Source organism: Serratia sp. C2(1) (genome assembly GCF_036352655.1).
In the GTDB taxonomy this organism is placed as follows: domain Bacteria; phylum Pseudomonadota; class Gammaproteobacteria; order Enterobacterales; family Enterobacteriaceae; genus Serratia; species Serratia inhibens.
Genome location: NZ_JAZFBA010000005.1, coordinates 75,478 through 95,421 on the forward strand (window position 1 = coordinate 75,478; position 19,944 = coordinate 95,421).

Annotated in this window: 16 protein-coding genes; 9 read left to right on the forward strand and 7 right to left on the reverse strand. The window is 58.8% G+C overall.

From position 1 onward, the window contains the following. The first annotated feature begins 238 nt into the window (after positions 1 to 238). The gene (glyQ, locus tag V2S86_RS21600) at positions 239 to 1,153 is read left to right on the forward strand and encodes a glycine--tRNA ligase subunit alpha (protein WP_006321728.1); all 915 of its coding nucleotides are present in this window, start codon (positions 239 to 241) and stop codon (positions 1,151 to 1,153) included. 9 nt (positions 1,154 to 1,162) lie between these two features. Next, positions 1,163 to 3,232, forward strand: coding sequence for a glycine--tRNA ligase subunit beta (gene glyS / locus V2S86_RS21605; protein WP_330764063.1), 2,070 nt, complete (start codon positions 1,163 to 1,165; stop codon positions 3,230 to 3,232). Positions 3,233 to 3,271: 39 nt separating this feature from the next. Here glyS and V2S86_RS21610 read toward each other — a convergent pair whose 3' ends face one another. Further along, positions 3,272 to 3,526 carry a Fic family protein gene (locus tag V2S86_RS21610; protein ID WP_330764064.1) on the reverse strand — a complete coding sequence of 85 codons (255 nt, stop codon included), beginning with the start codon at positions 3,524 to 3,526 and terminating at the stop codon, positions 3,272 to 3,274. Between the two features lie 203 nt (positions 3,527 to 3,729). Between V2S86_RS21610 and V2S86_RS21615 the strand changes: the two genes are divergently transcribed. The 4 genes from V2S86_RS21615 (at position 3,730) to V2S86_RS21630 (ending at position 8,839) form a co-directional block, all read left to right on the forward strand. Then, positions 3,730 to 4,449, forward strand: a complete 720-nt coding sequence (locus tag V2S86_RS21615; RefSeq protein WP_004950637.1) for a DUF3053 domain-containing protein — start codon at positions 3,730 to 3,732, stop codon at positions 4,447 to 4,449. Between the two features lie 532 nt (positions 4,450 to 4,981). Continuing rightward, on the forward strand, positions 4,982 to 6,901 hold the full coding sequence (locus tag V2S86_RS21620; protein WP_330764065.1) for a PTS mannitol transporter subunit IICBA: 1,920 nt from the start codon (positions 4,982 to 4,984) through the stop codon (positions 6,899 to 6,901). Between the two features lie 58 nt (positions 6,902 to 6,959). Then, positions 6,960 to 8,114: a mannitol-1-phosphate 5-dehydrogenase gene (locus V2S86_RS21625; protein ID WP_330764067.1), complete on the forward strand. Its 1,155-nt coding sequence runs from the start codon at positions 6,960 to 6,962 to the stop codon at positions 8,112 to 8,114. A gap of 173 nt (positions 8,115 to 8,287) precedes the next feature. Next, positions 8,288 to 8,839, forward strand: coding sequence for an MltR family transcriptional regulator (locus tag V2S86_RS21630; protein ID WP_330764068.1), 552 nt, complete (start codon positions 8,288 to 8,290; stop codon positions 8,837 to 8,839). On the opposite strand, the gene V2S86_RS21635 is transcribed toward V2S86_RS21630, so the two are convergent. Then, complete coding sequence (locus V2S86_RS21635) at positions 8,836 to 9,444, reverse strand: LysE family translocator (RefSeq protein WP_330764069.1); 609 nt, start codon at positions 9,442 to 9,444, stop codon at positions 8,836 to 8,838. The two genes, V2S86_RS21630 and V2S86_RS21635, sit on opposite strands and share 4 nt — an antisense overlap. A gap of 139 nt (positions 9,445 to 9,583) precedes the next feature. On the opposite strand from V2S86_RS21635, the gene V2S86_RS21640 reads away from it, so the two are divergent. Then, positions 9,584 to 11,050 (forward strand): aminotransferase-like domain-containing protein, encoded by a 1,467-nt coding sequence (locus V2S86_RS21640; RefSeq protein WP_330764070.1) that lies wholly within the window; start codon positions 9,584 to 9,586, stop codon positions 11,048 to 11,050. 73 nt (positions 11,051 to 11,123) lie between these two features. Then, positions 11,124 to 11,486 (forward strand): YibL family ribosome-associated protein, encoded by a 363-nt coding sequence (locus V2S86_RS21645; protein WP_064799599.1) that lies wholly within the window; start codon positions 11,124 to 11,126, stop codon positions 11,484 to 11,486. Positions 11,487 to 11,520: 34 nt separating this feature from the next. Here V2S86_RS21645 and V2S86_RS21650 read toward each other — a convergent pair whose 3' ends face one another. The 5 genes from V2S86_RS21650 to fdhD all read right to left on the reverse strand — a co-directional run bounded on the left by V2S86_RS21650 (position 11,521) and on the right by fdhD (position 16,747). Next, a complete protein-coding gene (locus V2S86_RS21650) occupies positions 11,521 to 12,300 on the reverse strand; it encodes a class I SAM-dependent methyltransferase (RefSeq protein ID WP_330764071.1) in 780 nt (259 codons plus the stop codon). A gap of 52 nt (positions 12,301 to 12,352) precedes the next feature. Next, complete coding sequence (gene yiiM, locus V2S86_RS21655) at positions 12,353 to 13,024, reverse strand: 6-hydroxyaminopurine reductase (RefSeq protein ID WP_330764072.1); 672 nt, start codon at positions 13,022 to 13,024, stop codon at positions 12,353 to 12,355. A 97-nt stretch (positions 13,025 to 13,121) separates the two neighbouring features. After that, positions 13,122 to 15,047 carry a methyl-accepting chemotaxis protein gene (locus V2S86_RS21660; RefSeq protein ID WP_330764073.1) on the reverse strand — a complete coding sequence of 642 codons (1,926 nt, stop codon included), beginning with the start codon at positions 15,045 to 15,047 and terminating at the stop codon, positions 13,122 to 13,124. Positions 15,048 to 15,171: 124 nt separating this feature from the next. Then, on the reverse strand, positions 15,172 to 15,792 hold the full coding sequence (gene sodA / locus V2S86_RS21665) for a superoxide dismutase [Mn] (protein ID WP_004950661.1): 621 nt from the start codon (positions 15,790 to 15,792) through the stop codon (positions 15,172 to 15,174). Between the two features lie 127 nt (positions 15,793 to 15,919). Beyond that, positions 15,920 to 16,747: a formate dehydrogenase accessory sulfurtransferase FdhD gene (gene fdhD / locus V2S86_RS21670; protein WP_330764074.1), complete on the reverse strand. Its 828-nt coding sequence runs from the start codon at positions 16,745 to 16,747 to the stop codon at positions 15,920 to 15,922. A 144-nt stretch (positions 16,748 to 16,891) separates the two neighbouring features. Here fdhD and fdnG point away from each other — a divergent pair, with 144 nt between their 5' ends. Next, positions 16,892 to 19,939: a formate dehydrogenase-N subunit alpha gene (gene fdnG, locus V2S86_RS21675; protein ID WP_330764075.1), complete on the forward strand. Its 3,048-nt coding sequence runs from the start codon at positions 16,892 to 16,894 to the stop codon at positions 19,937 to 19,939. Positions 19,940 to 19,944 lie beyond the last annotated feature (5 nt).

Consider the following 19,944-nt stretch of genomic DNA (forward strand, 5'->3'; position numbering starts at 1 on the left):
TATCAGGACGCTGCAAGGTTGGTGCCAGTCTCGTTGGCCGTTGCGGGACGGGATGCGGCGGGGGGCGAGGGCATCGAACGGGCGCTTGGTAGGCGCATTTGCCCTAAAAGAGTGCATGAAAAGGCGGCGCTTCTTTGCCGATTCGCAGTTGTTGCCGGATTCTGGCTGTATATCTTACGGTCAACGGGTATACTGGCCCATTCCATATAAATCCACTTGTATCGCGTGCGAATTCAACATGCAAAAGTTTGATACCAAGACCTTTCAGGGCCTGATCCTGACACTGCAGGACTATTGGGCGCGCCAGGGCTGCACCATTGTTCAACCATTGGACATGGAAGTCGGCGCGGGAACCTCTCACCCGATGACCTGCCTGCGCGCACTCGGCCCAGAGCCGATTGCCGCCGCCTATGTGCAGCCGTCCCGTCGCCCGACCGACGGCCGTTACGGTGAAAACCCTAACCGCCTGCAACACTACTATCAGTTCCAGGTGATCATTAAACCGTCGCCGGACAACATTCAGGAACTGTACCTCGGTTCGTTGAAAGAGTTGGGTCTGGATCCGACCATCCACGATATCCGCTTCGTAGAAGATAACTGGGAAAACCCGACGCTCGGCGCCTGGGGCCTGGGCTGGGAAGTGTGGCTGAACGGCATGGAAGTGACGCAGTTCACTTACTTCCAGCAGGTCGGCGGCCTGGAGTGCAAACCGGTGACCGGCGAGATCACTTACGGTCTGGAGCGCCTGGCGATGTACATTCAGGGCGTGGACAGCGTCTACGATCTGGTCTGGAGCGACGGCCCGCTGGGTGTGACCACCTACGGCGACGTGTTCCACCAGAACGAAGTGGAGCAGTCCACTTACAACTTCGAGTATGCCGACGTCGACTTCCTGTTCTCCTGCTTCGAGCAGTACGAGAAAGAAGCTCAGTCGCTGCTGGCGTTGGAAAAACCGCTGCCGCTGCCGGCTTACGAACGTATTCTGAAGGCCGGCCACACCTTCAACCTGTTGGATGCGCGCAAGGCGATCTCGGTGACCGAGCGTCAGCGCTATATTCTGCGCATCCGCACGCTGACCAAAGCCGTTGCCGAGGCCTACTACGCTTCCCGTGAAGCGCTGGGCTTCCCGATGTGCAAAAAGAACGAGAACTAAGAGGCAGCCATGACTCAACAGACTTTCCTGGTGGAAATCGGCACGGAAGAGCTGCCGCCGAAGGCTCTTCGTTCACTGGCAGAATCCTTTGCCGCGAATTTTACCGCCGAGCTCGATAGCGCCAACCTCGAGCACGGCGAAGTGAGCTGGTTTGCCGCTCCGCGCCGTTTGGCGCTGAAAGTGGCCAATCTGAGCGCCGCGCAGGCCGATCGCGAAGTCGAAAAACGCGGCCCGGCGATTGCCCAGGCGTTCGACGCAGAAGGCAAGCCGAGCAAAGCGGCCGAAGGCTGGGCGCGTGGCTGCGGCATCACTGTCGATCAGGCCGAGCGTCTGGTGACCGACAAAGGCGAGTGGTTGCTGTATCGCGCCCATGTCAAAGGCCAGTCCGCGCAAGCGCTGCTGGCGGGCATGGTCAGCACTGCGTTGTCCAAACTGCCGATCCCGAAACTGATGCGTTGGGGCGACTCCGATGTGCAGTTCGTGCGCCCGGTACACACCGTGACCCTGCTGCTGGGTTCAGAACTGATCCCGGGCACCGTGCTGGGCATCGAATCTGCGCGCACCCTGCGCGGCCACCGCTTTATGGGTGAAGCCGAGTTCACTATCGACAACGCCGACCAATACCCGCAGATCCTGCTGGAGCGCGGTAAGGTGATTGCCGATTACGAAGCCCGCAAGGCGTTGATCAAGCGCGACGCCGAGCTGGCGGCGCAGCAGATTGGCGGCAAGGCCGATCTGAGCGAAAGCCTGCTGGAAGAAGTGGCCTCGTTGGTGGAATGGCCGGTGGTGCTGACCGCCAAATTCGAAGAGAAATTCCTGGCGGTGCCGGCGGAAGCGCTGGTGTACACCATGAAGGGCGACCAGAAGTATTTCCCGGTGTATGACGCTGCGGGCAAACTGTTGCCGAACTTTATCTTCGTGGCGAATATCGAATCCAAAGATCCGCAGCAAATCATCTCCGGTAACGAGAAGGTGGTGCGCCCGCGTCTGGCCGATGCCGAATTCTTCTTCAATACCGACCGCAAGAAACGTCTGGAAGACAATCTTCCGCGTCTGGAAACCGTGTTGTTCCAACAGCAACTGGGCACCCTGCGCGACAAGACCGATCGCATCCAGGCGCTGGCGGGCTGGGTTGCCGGCCAAATTGGTGCCGACGTTAACCACGCTACCCGCGCGGGCCTGCTGTCGAAGTGCGATCTGATGACCAACATGGTGTTCGAATTCACCGACACCCAGGGCGTGATGGGCATGCACTACGCGCGCCACGACGGCGAAGCGGAAGACGTTGCCGTTGCGCTGAACGAGCAGTATCAACCGCGCTTTGCCGGTGATGCGCTGCCGGAATCGCTGGTGGCCTGTTCGCTGGCGATCGCCGACAAGATGGACACCCTGGCCGGTATTTTCGGCATCGGGCAACATCCGAAAGGCGACAAGGATCCGTTCGCTCTGCGCCGCGCTGCATTGGGTGTGTTGCGCATCATCGTTGAGAAAAACCTGCCGTTGGATCTGCAGACCCTGACCGAAGAGGCCGTGCGCCTGTACGGCAGCAAGCTGAGCAATGCCAAGGTCGTCGACGAGGTTGTCGAGTTCATGCTGGGCCGCTTCCGCGCCTGGTATCAGGAAGAAGGTCACGCCGTCGACACCATTCAGGCGGTGTTGGCACGTCGTCCGACCAAACCTGCAGACTTCGACGCGCGCGTCAAAGCCGTGACCCACTTCCGTACCCTGGAAGAAGCGGCAGCGCTGGCGGCGGCCAACAAGCGGGTGTCCAATATCCTGGCTAAATCCACCGATACGCTGAACGATCGCGTTCATGCAGCGGTATTGAAGGAAGCGGCCGAGATCCAACTGGCGACCCACCTGGTGGTGCTGCGCGACAAACTGGAGCCGGTGTTCGCGGCAGGCGACTATCAGGATGCGCTGGTGCAACTGGCTGCCCTGCGCGAGCCGGTGGATGCATTCTTCGACAACGTAATGGTCATGGCTGAGGATGACGCCGTGCGCGTCAATCGCCTGACGCTGCTGAGCAAGCTGCGTGAGCTGTTCCTGCAGGTGGCGGATATCTCCGTATTGCAGTAAGCGGTTCTGCCGTGAAAAAGGCGCCTGCGGGCGCCTTTTTTATTGCTGGCGGCGCTGTGCTGCGGTGAGCCGGTATTTTTGCAGACGGCTGTTGGGTTTATCCGGTAGCGTCATTTCGATCCATCCTGCATTCAGCGCAGGTTGCAGATAACGTTCGCGGAAAGATTTCCGATCCTGCCGTTGCAGCTCGCTCTGAATGGCCTCGCGCGACATCTCTCCCTTTAGCGCCGCTAACAGCTCGCCGACTTGGGGGGTAAGGCTTTGCTCCAGCGCCCGCAAAATCATCTCCAGCATAAATTCCACAAAGGGTGCGCAGTCGGTGCGTGTGACAGAGTCCCCGTTACCGCCCATGAGCGGCCTTTCACCACAGAATCGCAACCGAATGGTGAATCGCGTATCGGAACGCATTCAGTTGATCTATTCTTATAGGCGCAAGGAGTGCAACAAAAGGGACGGAGTCCGATGAGAAAGCAGGTTTATAACAGGAGTTATGTCACATGGCGGTAGGGATCCAGAGCAGAGTTTTCGCGCGTTGGTTGGCCCCGGTATTGGCATTGTTGGTGGTCATGCAATTGACCGCCTGCGGCGATAAAGAGCCGGAACAACGCAAGGCGTTTGTTGATTACTTACAGAATACGGTTATGCGCAGCGGCGCGAAAATCCCGACGCTGAGCGAAGATCAGAAGCAGAAATTCGGCAACTATGCCGGTGATTACGCCATCCTGGTCGGTTTTTCACAGCAGTTGTCCAAATCGCTGGATGCCAGCCTGACGCCGGCGTTGGATCAGATTAATCAGATCCGCACCGCCCAGGATTACATGAGCAAGCGCGATTCGCTGCAGCAATCCGTTGGGGCGCTGAACCTGCTGGGCCAGCAGATTCAGTCGGCCAAGTCACAGGCGGACACCTCGCGGGCGGCACTGAAGCAACCTGACGATCTGAAAGCCGTTTATAATCAGGTGTATGACAAGATTGTCACCGGGCCGGCCAATGCGCTGATGCCGGTTATCCCTACCACCGCCAGTTTCGTTCAGGATCTGGTGCAAGTTGGGGATTTCCTGCGGACCCAGGGCAATCAGGTGAGCTTCAACAATAACGGCGTGCAGTTCCGTACTTCGCAGCAGGCAACGCAGTACAACACCATGATGTCGAATCTGGTGGCCAAGCAGCAGGATTTACTGAATGCACAGAAAACCGTCGCGAGCGTGACCCAGTAATTGTTTTTAAGAGGCCGGCTTGCCGGCTTCTGTTATTTATCCCCCCAGCTTTCCAATAGCTTGCTCACTTCTTCCCCAGCGCTTCTGTACTACACTTCAATGAATCACCGTATTTCGTCATGTAGTTTTCTTACATTCATCACGTCGCTATTTGCCTGCGGGATGAATGTTCACAGGGAAGGTCTTCCCCAAACCAGGATTCGGCAGTCACCGATAAAATAAATTGTGATATTTATCACAATTTAAAAACAAACACGCATCATGAAAGTGTGATTCAAATCACTGTTTTTGCGAATTTACGCCGATTTTTTTCGCGTTGTGTTTTTTTTACACCGAATAATTGTGATGTATATCACTATAAGTGCCCGGTGTATGGGGTGTTTGGTGTGATGTTGATCACGAAAAATCCGTGAAGTTCGCGTAGTAAAAACAGCGTGATAGAGTCCACTCGCAGACAGCACCAACACGGCTGGATCGTAACAACAATAATCACGCGCTCTATTGTCAGCGCGTAACAATAGGGGTGTGTTTTATGTTTTCACCAGACATCAAAGTCAAAGTTCAAAACTTTGGCCGCTTCCTGAGCAACATGGTGATGCCCAACATTGGCGCCTTTATCGCCTGGGGTATCATCACCGCGTTATTCATTCCTACCGGCTGGCTGCCAAATGAAACCTTAGCCAAACTGGTTGGCCCAATGATCACCTATCTGTTGCCGCTGCTGATCGGTTATACCGGTGGGCGACTGGTAGGGGGCGAACGCGGTGGGGTTGTCGGTGCCATCACCGCCATGGGGGTGATCGTCGGTGCAGACATGCCGATGTTCCTCGGCGCGATGATCGCCGGTCCGCTAGGGGGCTGGGCGATCAAGCATTTTGACCGCTGGGTCGACGGTAAGATCAAAAGCGGCTTCGAGATGTTGGTGAACAACTTCTCCGCCGGCATTATCGGTATGCTGCTGGCGATTTTGGCATTTATGGCCATTGGCCCCTTGGTCGAAGGGTTGTCGCATATCCTCGCCGCCGGTGTAAATATCATGGTGAGCAACAACCTGTTGCCGCTGGCATCCATCTTCGTTGAACCGGCAAAAATCCTGTTCCTGAACAACGCCATCAACCACGGTATCTTCTCGCCGCTGGGCATTCAGCAGGCGACCGAAACCGGTAAATCCATCTTCTTCCTGATTGAAGCTAACCCAGGCCCGGGCATGGGGGTGCTGATGGCATACATGTTCTTTGGCCGAGGCAGCGCCAAGCAGTCCGCCGGTGGTGCGGCAATCATCCACTTCTTCGGGGGGATCCACGAAATTTACTTCCCGTACGTGCTGATGAACCCGCGCTTGATTCTGGCGGTGATCCTGGGCGGTATGACCGGCGTGTTCACCCTGACCCTGCTGAATGGGGGCCTGGTATCTCCAGCTTCCCCTGGCTCGATCCTGGCGGTGTTGGCGATGACGCCGAAGGGCGCTTACTTTGCTAACCTGGCGGCGATCGGTGCAGCCTTTGTCGTGTCATTCGCGGTCTCCGCCTTCTTGCTGAAAACGTCGAAAGTGAAGGAAGAGGACGATCTGGAAGAAGCGACCCGCCGCATGCAGGAGATGAAATCTCAGGCTAAAGGCGGTGCCGTGGCTCAGGCGGCGGTGGACGGCGACCTGACTACCGTACGTAAAATCATCGTCGCCTGCGATGCGGGCATGGGGTCCAGCGCCATGGGCGCCGGCGTACTGCGCAAAAAAGTGGCGGATGCCGGGCTGAAAAACATCTCAGTGACCAACAGCGCCATCAATAGCCTGCCGGACGATGTGGATTTGGTGATCACCCACCGCGATCTGACCGAGCGGGCGATGCGCCATGCGCCGCAGGCCCAGCACATCTCGCTGACCAACTTCCTCGACAGCAAGTTGTACAGCGATCTGACCGAACGTCTGGTGGCGGCCAACAAAACCACCGATAACCAGCAAAAAGTCATCAGCACGCTTGACGACAGTTTTGAAGCGACCGAGCAAAACCTGTTCAAACTGAGCGAAAGCAACGTGTTCCTTAACCTGCAGGCCAGCGACAAAGAGCAGGCGATCCGCTTCGCCGGCGAACAGCTGGTTAAAGGCGGCTACGTAGAGCCGGAATACGTCCCGGCGATGCTGGAGCGTGAAAAACTCACCTCCACCTACCTGGGCGAGTCGATCGCGGTACCGCATGGCACCATCGAAGCCAAAGATCGGGTGCTGCGCACCGGCGTGGTGTTCTGCCAGTATCCGCAGGGCGTGCGCTTCGGGGATGAAGAGGATGAAGTGGCGCGACTGGTTATCGGTATCGCCGCCCGCAACAACGAACATATCCAGGTGATCACCAGCCTGACCAACGCGTTGGATGACGAAGGCGTCATCGAGCGGTTGGCGAATACCACCAGTGTGCAGGAAGTGTTGGATCTGCTGGGTGGCAAAAAAGCCGGATAACAGAATCATTTTAAGGGGTGCAGCTTGCTGCACCCTTCGACATTGGAAAGGTAGGAATATGAAAGCATTACATTTCGGTGCAGGGAATATTGGGCGTGGCTTTATCGGCAAGCTGCTGGCGGACGCGCACGCCGAACTGACCTTTGCCGACGTTAACCAAAGCGTACTGGACCTGCTGAACAGCCGCAAAAGCTATCAGGTTCACGTCGTGGGCGAGCAGGCGCGGGTTGAGAGCGTGAATGACGTCAGTGCGGTTAACAGCGGCAGCGAAGAGGCCGTGGCGCTGATCGCCGAAGCGGACATCGTGACCACCGCCGTCGGCCCGCAGATCCTGGCTAAAATTGCCGGTACAATCGCCAAAGGGCTGATCAAACGCCATCAGCAGGGCAACAGCCGGCCGCTGAACATCATTGCCTGCGAGAACATGGTGCGCGGCACTAGCCAGTTAAAACAGCACGTGTTCGACGCGTTGCCGCAAGACGAGCAGGCGTGGGTCGAACAGCACGTCGGCTTTGTCGATTCGGCGGTGGACCGCATCGTGCCGCCGGCGGAAGCGGGCAGCAGCGATCCGCTGGAAGTGACGGTAGAAACCTTCAGCGAGTGGATTGTCGATCAGACCCAGTTCAAGGGCCAACCACCGGCGATCGCCGGCATGGAATTGACCGATAATCTGATGGCGTTTGTCGAACGCAAGCTGTTTACGCTCAATACCGGCCACGCCATCACCGCTTACCTTGGTCAACAGGCCGGTCTGCTGACCATCCGTGATGCGATCCTCGATCCTGCTATCCGCCGGGTGGTGAAAGGCGCGATGGAAGAGAGCGGTGCGGTGCTGATCAAACGCTACGGCTTTGACGCCGACAAGCACGCCGCCTATATCGACAAAATCCTCAGCCGCTTTGAAAACCCGTACCTGCACGATGATGTAGAGCGCGTGGGCCGCCAGCCGCTGCGCAAACTGAGTGCCGGTGACCGTTTGATCAAACCGCTGCTGGGCACGCTGGAATATGGCCTGCCGCACGCCAACCTGATCCAGGGCATTGCCGCCGCCATGAGCTACCGCAGCGAGCAGGATCCGCAGGCGCAAGAGCTGGTGGCGTTGCTGGCCAAATTGGGGCCAAAAGCGGCTCTGGCGCAAATTTCCGGTCTGCCGGTTGAAAGTGAGGTTGTAGAACAGGCCATTGCTGTGTATAACGCCATGCAGCGCCAATAGGCTATTTTACTTGCCATTTTACGGTTGGGCAGTGCTCGAACTCCTCACGTACTACGTGTACGCTCCGGGTTCTGCGCGCTGTCTGCCCGCAAACTGGCTGCGACAATAACGCCTATGGTATTAAATTAGTGGCCGATACAGCACACCCCTCCCACGCCATTCGAAAAGCGACGATGGAAGAAGCACAGGCATTTGAAAACCAGGTTCTGGAAAAGCTGAACGCAGGCAAGACGGTGCGCAGTTTTCTGATCGCAGCGGTAGAGCTGCTGGCGGAAGCGCTCAACGTGCTGGTGGTGCAGGTGTTCCGCAAGGACGACTATGCGGTGAAGTATGCCGTTGAACCGCTATTGTCCGGTGCCGGCCCCTTGGGTGAGCTGTCGGTGCGCCTTAAGCTGATGTACGGGCTGGGCGTGATCTCGCGTCACGAATACGAAGACGCCGAACTGCTGATGGCGATGCGCGAAGAGCTCAATCACGACGGATCGGAATACCGTTTTGTCGACGATGAAATCCTCGGCCCGTTCGGCGAACTGCACTGCGTGGCCGCGCTGCCGCCGGTGCCGACTTTTCTGCAGCCCGGCGAAGCGGAAGAATCGCTGATCGCCATGCAGCGTCAGCGTTACCAGCAGGTGGTGCGCTCCACCATGGTGCTGTCGATTACCGATCTGATCGCCGGTATCGGCGCCAAACAGCCGTCCCGGCTTTCTCCTCTCGGCCGCGGTTAAGCAAAGGCCGCGCGCCACTCATCGAATAACAGCCACAGCGCCGTTACCGCCATCAAACCCGCCATCGTCGCGTTAAACAGCCGCAGCTTCCAGGTGACGCGCAGCGCATCGCGTAGGCGATCGCCCAGCGCCGCCCACACCAGCACGCAAGGGATATTCAATGCGGTAAAACCGGCAACGAGCATTAGCGTGTGGCTAAGGCTGGTCCCTTCGCGCGGGGTGAACAGGATCGCGATGTTAATGGCCATCAACCAGGCTTTGGGATTAACCGCCTGGAACAGCGCGCCGTTGAGCAAGCGCATCGGCTGCGCCTGCTGTTTGGCATCCGGCGAGGTCGCCTGGAACAGCTTCCATGACAACCACAGTAAATAGGCGCAGCCAATCACCGCCAGCGGGAAACGTATCGCCCCGGCCCAACTGAGCACCAGCGCCAGCAGGCTGGTGGTCAGGGCCAGCTGTACCCCGCAACCGAGGCTGATGCCGAACACCATCGGCAGGGTGCGACGCAGGCCGAAGTTGACCCCGGAAGAGGCCAGCAGCAGGTTGTTGGGCCCGGGGGTGATCGACATCACCGTGACATAACTGATAAAGGCGGAGTCCAGCATAACGGGTTCCTTAAACGACAGAGTAGCAAGGGAACCAGCATAAAACCTGCGGACGGATGGTGACAGAACCAGAAACACGCTATTGTTATGGGTACAGTTTTATAAGACGTAAACTGTACCCATTACCTGGAGAGAAACTGTGACCCTGCTCGATGAAATGCCGGAAACGCGTTATCAGCAACTGGCGGATACCCTGGCGCAGGCCATTCGCCGCGGCACGCTGCTGCCCGGCAGCCGTTTGCCTTCGGTGCGCCGCTGCGCGCAGACCCACAGCGTCAGCATCAATACCGTGGTGGCGGCCTACCGTGCGTTGGAAGACCGTGGGCTGATCGAAGCACGGCCGCAGTCCGGTTTTTATGTGCGCAGCACGCTGCCGGCTCTGAAAACCGCCTCGCAGCCCAGTAGCCGGATAGAACCGCCGGCGGATGACGTGCTGGCGCTGATCGACAGGGTGTTTGCCGCCCAGCAGAACCCGGCGTTCACCAACCTGTCGTTGGCCTGCCCGCAAACCTCCGATTTTTATCCCGGCGGCAAGCTGGGGCGGATGCTGTCGTCGCAGCTGCGTCGCCAGCCCGATCTGATCGGCAAGTACGCATTACCGCCCGGGAGTTTGCGGCTGCGCCAGCAGATCGCTCGCCGCTCGATGACGCTGGGCATGCTGCTGGAGCCTGGCGATATCACCCTGACCCACGGCTGCATGGAGGCGCTGCAGCTGGCGCTGCGCGTGACCACCAAGCCGGGCGACTGTATCGGGCTGGAGTCGCCGACCTATTTTTATCTGCTACCGCTGCTGGCCAGCCTGGGGCTGAAGGCGCTGGAAATCCCGACCGATCCGCAGCATGGCCTGTCGCTGGACGCGTTGGAATTGTTGTTGAATGAGAAGCGGCTGGATGCGGTGATCGCCATGCCGACGGTGCAGAATCCGCTGGGTTGCACCATGCCGCTGGCGGCCAAGAAACGGCTGGCGCGGCTGATGAACGATCATCGGGTACCGCTGATTGAAGATGGGCTGTACGCCGAGATTCAGTTCGGCGGCGCGCTGTCGCCGGCGGTGAAATCTTTCGATCGCGACGGCTGGGTGCTGTTTTGCTCCAGCTTTACCAAGACGCTGGCGCCGGATTTCCGCATCGGTTGGGTCAGCGGCGGGCGCTTTAACGAAGCGCTGCGCAAGCTGAAGGCGGTGTCATCGATGGCGGAATCACAGCTGTTGTCGGAAACGCTGGCGATGTTCCTGGAAACCGGCGGCTACGATCACCATTTGCGTAACCTGCGTAAACGCTATGCCGCTCAGGTGGAGGCGGCACGGGCCTTGATTGCCCGCCATTTCCCGCGCGGCACGCGGGCGACGCAACCGGCGGGCGGTTTTGTGTTCTGGGTTGAGTTGCCGGGTGGGGTCGACAGCGTGGCGCTGTTCCATCAGCTGCTGGAGGAACAAATCTGCCTGACGCCGGGCACCTTATATTCCCCCAGCGGTCGCTACCGCAACGGGTTGCGGCTCTCTTGCTGTTATCCGTTTAATGCACGTTATACCCAGGCGTTGGCGCGCGTGGGGGCGAAAGCCTGCGAGATGAGTGGGTTGCCGCCGGGAATCGAGCAAGGCGAGTAACTGTGCGCGCATTTTGCTACAATGTGGGCATCGTTGATTAGCGTGCCGCACAGGCACAAACAGGCCATAAACCATGAAAGAGAAAGAAAAGGCAGAGATTAAGCGCCTTAGCGACCTGCTGGACGCACTGAACCACAAAGACACGGCGGTGATCCAACAGGGCAACGTCGAGCTGATTGCCCAGCACACCAAAGAAAAAGAGAAGCTGGCGACGGAAATCGAACGTCTGAAAGGCGTACGCGTCGAGAAGCTGAGCGCGGAAGCGCAGAAGCTGAGCCAATTGCCCTTCAGCCGCGAAATCACCAAGAAAGAGCAGGCGGATATGGGCTCGTTGAAGAAAAGTGCGCGCGGCCTGATCGTGGTGCACCCGATGACCGCGCTGGGCCGTGAGATGGGCCTGAAAGTGGTCACCGGCTATGCCAAAAAAGCCTTCTGATTCACCCGGGCGCCGCCCTGCGACGCCCGGTATTTCATCGCTTGGTCGTGAAATACGCCTTGGTTTGATAGGGCACGGTCACTGTTTCCTTGCCCTGCAATTCCCCTTCCTCCGCCACCAACTGGCGAATCTGATCGATCACCTCTTCCTGCCGTTGCGGCGGCAAGGCGGCGATAAAGCTGGTTGAGCGCACCCGGTTGTAAATCACATCTTCTGCTGCGCCCTGGTGGCCGAACATAAACACCTGCTCCTGCAACGCTTCGAACCCTTTGAGCGGAAACAGTTTGCGCCATTCGCCAGTGTAGAAACGCGGCGCGTCGCCTTCGTGTCGATCCACAATCTGATTCAGCTTGCGTACCCAACTCACTCGCGCATCGCGCATGTTCCATACCAGACCCAGTTTGCCGCCGGGCTTGAGGATGCGCTGAATTTCAGCCAGCGCCTGCGGCGTGGCGAACCAGTGGAAGGACTGCGCGCAGACCACGGCGTCGACCGATTCGTCCGGCAACGGGATCGACTCGGCGGTGGCCGCCAGCGTTTTCACCTGCGGCAGTGCGGCCGAGAGTTTCTCCAGCATCTGCGCTATCGGTTCGACGGCGATCGCCTGCGCACCGGTTTCGAGCAGGCGTGGGGTGAACTTGCCGGTACCGGCGCCGAGGTCGACAACCGTCATTCCGGCATGCAGGCCGATAACCTCACGCAGCCAGGTGGCGATCTCCGGCGGATAATCCGGTCGCCCTTTCACGTAGCGGTCGGCATTGGCCTGATAGCCAACGGCTGCGGTGTGGTGGATCGAATGAGAGGGAGTGGTCATAGCTTCTGCTCCTGCCTGAAGAGTTTGCACAACAGTATGCCTGGGGTCTGTTTCAACGCCCCAACAGACGGCGGTTAAGGTTTTCGATACGGCCGGTAGTGATGCGCGTCAGCATGGTTTTGCTCCAGCTTGCGGATAGCCCGGCGACCGCCAGCAGTCGGCGATACTGCTCTTCATCGAACGGCATATGCCAGGCAATGCCGATGGCTTCGGCCACCGAGACGTCGCTGTTGCGCGTCACCAGCTCCAGCGGACGATCGCCGCTGACGGTGCCGACGGACACCACCCGGTACAGCCAGCCGCAGCGGCCGCTCTGTTGCATCAGCACCGAGATGTCGTCGATCGCGAAGTGGTAATTGAGCTTGAAGCAGGGAGATCGCGGTTGGGTGACCTGAATCAAGGCTTCTCCCCAGCGGAAGATATCGCCCATAAACACATTGTGCTCGGTCAGCCCCAGAGTGGAAATATTCTCGCCGAAGGCCGGCGCGCTGAACTGTTCCGTTTGCGCAGGAAACTGTTCGCGCCAGTGAGCGTAATGTTCGCGCGGATAGTGGCACAGCGCGCGGTCCGGCCCGCCGTGATAGCTTTTTTCCGCTTGCTCGTCGCCTTCCAGGCCGAGCGGGGTCAGCTTGATGGCGCCGTCCACCAGGCGTTTGGCGATGCCGCTGGGCCGCCCGCCTTCATAAGGCTGGATGCTGCCGATGTAAACCTCTGGGTGATGCATATACGCCTCCGTTCTTTGCGTCAGAGGTTCAGCATAGCCTGAGTTGATCGGCGGGAACAGAATATCCCGCCCGAAAATAACCGGGCGGGAGGAAGCATCAGAAACTGGTCCAGTTGTCTTGCGCTGTTGCGGCAACCGCTTTAACCGCCGGAACCTTTGACGCAGCGGTTGTCGGCACTGCGGCGGGGGTTTTCTGCTCCGCCAGGCGGAATACCGAGACGCTTTGCAGCAGCATGTCAGCCTGCTCTTCCAGCGAGTCGGCGGCGGCGGCGGATTCCTCCACCAGGGCGGCGTTCTGCTGGGTGGTATGGTCCATTTCGACAATCGCCTGGCCGATCTGGGCGATGCCGCGCGTTTGCTCGTCGGAGGCGGCAGCGATCTCGGCCATGATATCGCGCACGTGGGTCACCGACAGGACAATTTGCTCCATGGTGCTGCCGGTGTTCTCCACCAAGGTGGTGCCGGTTTGCACCCGGCTGACCGATTCGGCGATCAGCCCTTCGATCTCTTTGGCCGCCTGGGCACTGCGTTGCGCCAGATTGCGTACTTCGCTGGCCACCACCGAAAAGCCGCGCCCCTGTTCGCCGGCGCGCGCCGCTTCTACGGCGGCATTGAGCGCCAGAATATTGGTCTGGAAAGCAATGCCATTAATCAAGGTGGTAATTTCGGCGATTCTCTGCGAACTGCTGGAAATATCACGCATGGTGCTGACGACGCTCTCTACCAGCTTGCCGCCCTGTTGGGCGGTTTGCGAAGCGTCGGTAGCCAGTTGGTTGGCGTGGTGGGCGTTTTCGGCGTTCTGTTTTACCGTGGCGGTCAGCTGTTCCATGCTGGCGGCGGTCTCTTCTACCGCCGCCGCCTGTTGTTCGGTACGAGAGGACAAATCGGTGTTGCCTGCGGCAATCTCTGCCGCGGCGGTGGATACCTGGCTGACCCCCATTTGGATTTTCTCGATCATATCGCGCAGGTTTTGGCTCATCGCCGCCACCGCATTCAGCAATTGGCCCAGTTCGTCGCGGCGGGTGCTGGTTTGCGCCTGGCGTAGATCGCCGTTGGCGATGCGTTCCGCCAGCGCCAGAGTGCTGCGCAGCGGCCGGGTGATCTGCAGCGTGATGCGCCAGGCAATCAGCAACCCGGCGATAATGGCAACCAGCGTGGTGATGCCCATCTGCAGCTGCGCCGCATTAATATCGTTATGGGTTTGCGCCAGTTCGTCCTGCATAAAGGCGTTGACCAGCGTACCGACCTCCTGGGCGCTGTCCCCCAGCCGCTGGCTGATCTGCTGTTCCTGTTCATAGGCCGGCAGGTAAGCTTCGATTCGGTTTTTGTAGTCGTCGAGCGCGCTCAACAGCGGTTGCAGCAGGGGGCGCTGGGCATCGCTGAGCCGTCGGCTGAGGGCGTTTGCCGCGTTGCGTGCGTCATCAATTGCCGCTACCAGCGGCGCTTCAGATTCGCGGTTCAGGCTCAGCAACAGGCCGCGTGCGCCGTAACGCACCAGGGTCAACTTCTGATTCAGTTGAACAAAAGCCAGTTGCAGGTCGCCATTGGTCAGTTGGCGCTCTACCTGATTCAGGCTGTCTTGCACTTCCGACATGTTCCAGCTTTGGCGTACCGCGTCTTTCGCCGCTACCGCCTTTTCGAAGGCGTTTTGCTGTTGCTGGTATTGGCCGATCAATACCACCAGGCGCTGCAAGTCTTGCCGACTTTGGGCATCCCAGTCTAACGCCTGGCCCTGGTTGATCAACCGCACCGCGTTTTCGATATTGGCGCGGTTATTCTTCAGGTACTCGGGCCGGTAGGTCTGGCCGAACAGCGCGCGGTTATATTTGGCCTGATTGATTTCGTCATTCAGCCGATTGCTGAAATCGATGCGGTCGGCGCGGGATTCGATGATATGCAGGTACTGTGCGCCGGTGCCGGCGATGATCGCCGTCAGCAGCAGCATCAGGCCAAACCCGAGGCCGAGCTTTTTACCCACGGTAAGATGAACGAACTTTCCTGCCAATGTTTGCAATGCCGCCATATTATTTTTCCTTTGCGGGCGAACGTCGATTGAACAAATCATCGGCAAAGGGCGGTCAAACTTTAGCGGATTTTGGGCAAAAAAATGCCCGCTTCACGCGGGCATCATCAGTGCTGGGGGCGAATTACTTCTTCGCAGCGAAGCGTGCTGCCGCTTCATCCCAGTTAACCACGTTCCAGAATGCCTTGATGTAGTCTGGGCGTTTGTTCTGATATTTCAGGTAGTAAGCGTGTTCCCACACGTCCAGGCCCAGGATTGGGAAGCCTGAAGCGCCGGCAACGGCTTCGCCCATCAGCGGGCTGTCCTGGTTAGCGGTAGACACCACGGCCAGTTTGTCGCCTTTCAGCACCAGCCAGGCCCAACCTGAACCGAAGCGGGTCGCTGCGGCTTTCTCGAACTCTTCCTGGAATTTCTCGACGCTGCCGAAATCGCGCTCGATAGCGGCTTTCAGATCGCCACCCAGCGTGGTGCCGATTTTCAGGCCTTTCCAGAACAGGCTGTGGTTAGCGTGGCCGCCGGCGTTGTTACGCATGAAAGTGCGCTTGTCGGCTGGCACTTTATCCAGATCCTGGATCAGCGCTTCAACGCTCAGCGAAGCCAGCTCAGGGTACGCTTCCAGCACGGTGTTCGCGTTGTTGACGTAAGTCTGGTGGTGTTTGGTGTGATGGATTTCCATCGTCTGCTTGTCGAAATGCGGTTCCAGTGCGTCGTAGGCGTACGGCAGGGATGGCAGTGAATAACTCATAATCATCATCTCCAGTGGTGTATGGGCGGCGCAAGGTGCGAGCACCGCGTAAGCAGTCGGATCATTATAGTTAATTAAATGATCTTGAAAATGATTATCAATGCCCTACTTAGTGTAAGGGATTAAATCAATCCACAATGCGCTGCGGGTGAGTAAACACCGTGGCGCGGCCGGGTTTGCTGAAGCCGACCAGCGTCAGGTTGCTGCGCTCGGCGATTTCCACCGCCAACGAGGTGGCAGCGGAAACCACGAACAGGATCTCGACGCCGCACATCGCGGATTTTTGCACCATTTCATAGCTGGCGCGGCTGGAGACCAGAATCGCGCCCTGTTGCCAATCTTGCTTTGCGCGCACGCCGAGCAACTTGTCGAGCGCGACGTGGCGGCCGACGTCTTCGCAGCCGCCCAGCAATTCACCCTGCGGCGAAATCCAGCTGGCGGCGTGGGTGCAGCCGGTGAGCTGCCCGACGCTCTGTACCTGCTTGAGCTGCCTCAGCGCGTGGTCGAGGTTGGCGAGAGAAAAGCGTTGGGTGAACGGCAGCGCAGGCAGCGGGCGGAAGATGTCCGCTAACTGTTCGATGCCGCACACGCCGCAGCCGGTACGGCCCGCCATGGCGCGGCGGCGTTCCTTCAACCCGGCAAAGCGGCGGCTGGAGAGCTCTATTTGCACCTCCAGCCCGTTGCAGGTTTGGTTAATCTCTATACTGTAAATATCGCGCGGTGACTCGATAATGCCTTCGGACAGCGAAAAGCCGAGGGCGAACGCCTCCAGATCTTTTGGCGTGCACATCATCACTACGTGAGAGATGCCGTTATAGACCAGGGCGACCGGCACTTCTTCCGCCAGCCAGTCCGGCTGTGCGGTGGCGAGTTGCCCGCGCTGATAAACCTGGGCCTGGGTCACCCCTGTGAGCGGGGTCTCATTTATGTGCTGCTCTGGGTTTATAGTATTCACTTAACTGGCACCTGTTTGTAACAACCCCATATACGCTGTGGTAATATTGCCGCGTAAAAACAAGATCAATTTTAGCGCTTCCCGCTTCAAGGGGGAAAGCGCCATTTGAAACAATGTGACAATCGAGAGTGAAAGGAGATCCCCATGCAGGTCAGCAGAAGGCAGTTCTTTAAGATCTGCGCTGGCGGTATGGCAGGAACGACGGTAGCTGCACTGGGCTTTGCCCCGGACGTGGCGTTAGCGGAGACCCGGCAGTACAAACTGCTGCGCGCCCGTGAAACCCGTAATACCTGTACGTATTGTTCCGTCGGCTGCGGGCTGTTGATGTACAGCCTTGGTGATGGCGCCAAAAACGCCAAAGAAAGCATATTCCACATTGAAGGGGACCCGGATCACCCGGTAAACCGCGGCGCGCTTTGCCCGAAAGGCGCGGGGCTGGTCGACTTCATCCACAGTGCAAGCCGTCTCCAGTTCCCGGAGTACCGTGCGCCGGGTTCAGATAAATGGCAGCGCATTACCTGGGACGATGCCTTTACCCGCATCGCCAAACTGATGAAGGAAGACCGCGACGCCAACTTCGTGAAAACCAACGAACAGGGCGTTACCGTCAACCGCTGGCTGAGCACCGGCATGCTGTGTGCCTCCGCGTCCAGCAACGAAACCGGATATTTAACCCAAAAATTTAGTCGCGCTCTCGGCATGCTTGCCGTAGACAACCAGGCGCGTGTCTGACACGGACCAACGGTAGCAAGTCTTGCTCCAACATTTGGTCGCGGTGCGATGACCAACCACTGGGTTGATATCAAGAACGCGAATCTGATTATCGTCATGGGCGGTAATGCGGCGGAAGCGCATCCGGTGGGGTTCCGCTGGGCGATGGAAGCCAAAATTCACAATAAAGCCAAGCTGATCGTCATCGATCCGCGCTTTACCCGTACCGCATCGGTGGCGGATTTCTACACGCCGATCCGTTCCGGGACCGACATCGCTTTTCTGTCGGGCGTGTTGCTGTACCTGATCACCAACAACAAAATCAACCGCGAATACGTCGAGGCCTACACCAACGCCAGCCTGCTGGTGCGGGAAGACTTTACCTTCGAAGACGGCCTGTTCAGCGGCTACGACGCGGAAAACCGCAAATACGACAAAACCACCTGGAATTATCAGCTCGACGAGAACGGCTTCGCCAAGCGCGACGTCACGCTGCAAGATCCGCGTTGCGTGTGGAACATGCTCAAACAGCACGTCAGCCGCTATACGCCGGAGGTGGTGAACAATATCTGCGGCACGCCGACCGAGGATTTCATCAAGGTCTGCGAATACATCGCCGAAACCTGCGTGGCGGATAAAACCGCGTCGTTCCTGTACGCCCTGGGCTGGACCCAACACTCGGTCGGTGCGCAGAACATCCGCACCATGGCGATGATCCAGCTGCTGCTCGGCAACATGGGCATGGCGGGCGGCGGCGTCAACGCGCTGCGCGGCCACTCCAATATCCAGGGCCTGACCGATCTGGGCCTGCTGTCGCAAAGCCTGCCGGGCTATATGACGCTGCCGTCGGAGAAACAGACGGATATCGACACCTACCTGAAGGCCAACACGCCGAAGGCGCTGCTGCCGGGCCAGGTGAACTACTGGAGCAACTACCCGAAATTCTTCGTCAGCATGATGAAGAGTTTCTACGGCGACAAGGCGCAGAAGGACAACGGCTGGGGCTTTGACTGGTTGCCGAAGTGGGACAAAGGCTACGACGTACTGCAGTACTTCGAGATGATGTCGCAAGGGAAGGTCAACGGCTATCTCTGCCAGGGCTTTAATCCGGTCGCGTCGTTCCCGAACAAAAACAAGGTCGTGGCCTCGCTGTCGAAACTGAAGTTCCTGGTGACCATAGATCCGCTCAACACCGAGACGTCCAACTTCTGGCAGAACCACGGCGAGTTCAACGACGTCGATCCGTCGAAGATTCAGACCGAGGTGTTCCGCCTGCCGTCCAGCTGCTTTGCCGAAGAAAACGGCTCGATCGTCAACTCCGGCCGCTGGCTGCAGTGGCACTGGAAAGGCGCGGATGCCCCGGGTGAGGCGATGAACGACGGGGAAATCCTGGCGGGCATTTTCATCCGTCTGCGCGAGATGTACGCGCGTGACGGCGGTGCGGTGCCTGAACAGGTGCTGAACATGACCTGGGATTACCTGACGCCGGAAAACCCGGCTTCGGAAGAAGTGGCGATGGAAAGCAACGGCAAGGCGCTGGCGGACATTCTCGACGCCGACGGCAAAGTGCTGGCGAAAAAGGGCGAACAGCTCAGCACCTTCGCTCACCTGCGCGACGACGGCACCACCGCCAGCGGCTGTTGGATCTTCGCCGGCAGCTGGACGCCGGCCGGCAACCAGATGGCGCGGCGCGACAACGCCGATCCGTCCGGCCTCGGCAACACGCTGGGTTGGGCCTGGGCCTGGCCGCTCAACCGCCGCATTCTGTATAACCGCGCGTCGGCCGACCCGCAGGGGAAACCCTGGGATCCGAAACGTCAGTTGCTGGAGTGGGACGGCGCCAAGTGGGGCGGGGTGGATATCCCGGACTACAGCGCCGCCGCACCGGGCAGCGACGTCGGGCCGTTTATCATGCAGCCGGAAGGCATGGGCCGCCTGTTCGCCACCGACAAAATGGCGGAAGGGCCGTTCCCTGAGCACTACGAGCCGTTCGAAACGCCGCTCGGCACCAACCCGCTGCATCCGAACGTGGTCTCCAACCCGGCGGCGCGCGTGTTCAAGGACGATCTGGCGGCGATGGGCACTTCCGACAAGTTCCCGTATGTCGGCACCACCTATCGTCTGACCGAGCACTTCCACTACTGGACCAAGCACGCGCAGCTCAATGCCATCGCGCAGCCGGAACAGTTTGTGGAGATCGGCGAGAAGCTGGCGGAGAAAAAAGGCATCAAGCACGGCGATACGGTGAAAGTCAGCTCCAACCGCGGCTATATCAAGGCCAAGGCGGTGGTGACCAAGCGTATCCGCACATTGCAGGTGAACGGCCAGGACGTCGACACCATCGGTATCCCGATTCACTGGGGTTACGAAGGGGTGGCGAAGAAAGGCTTTATCGCCAACACGCTGACGCCGTTTGTCGGCGATGCCAACACGCAAACGCCGGAGTTCAAGGCGTTCCTGGTTAACGTGGAAAAGGTGTAACGGAG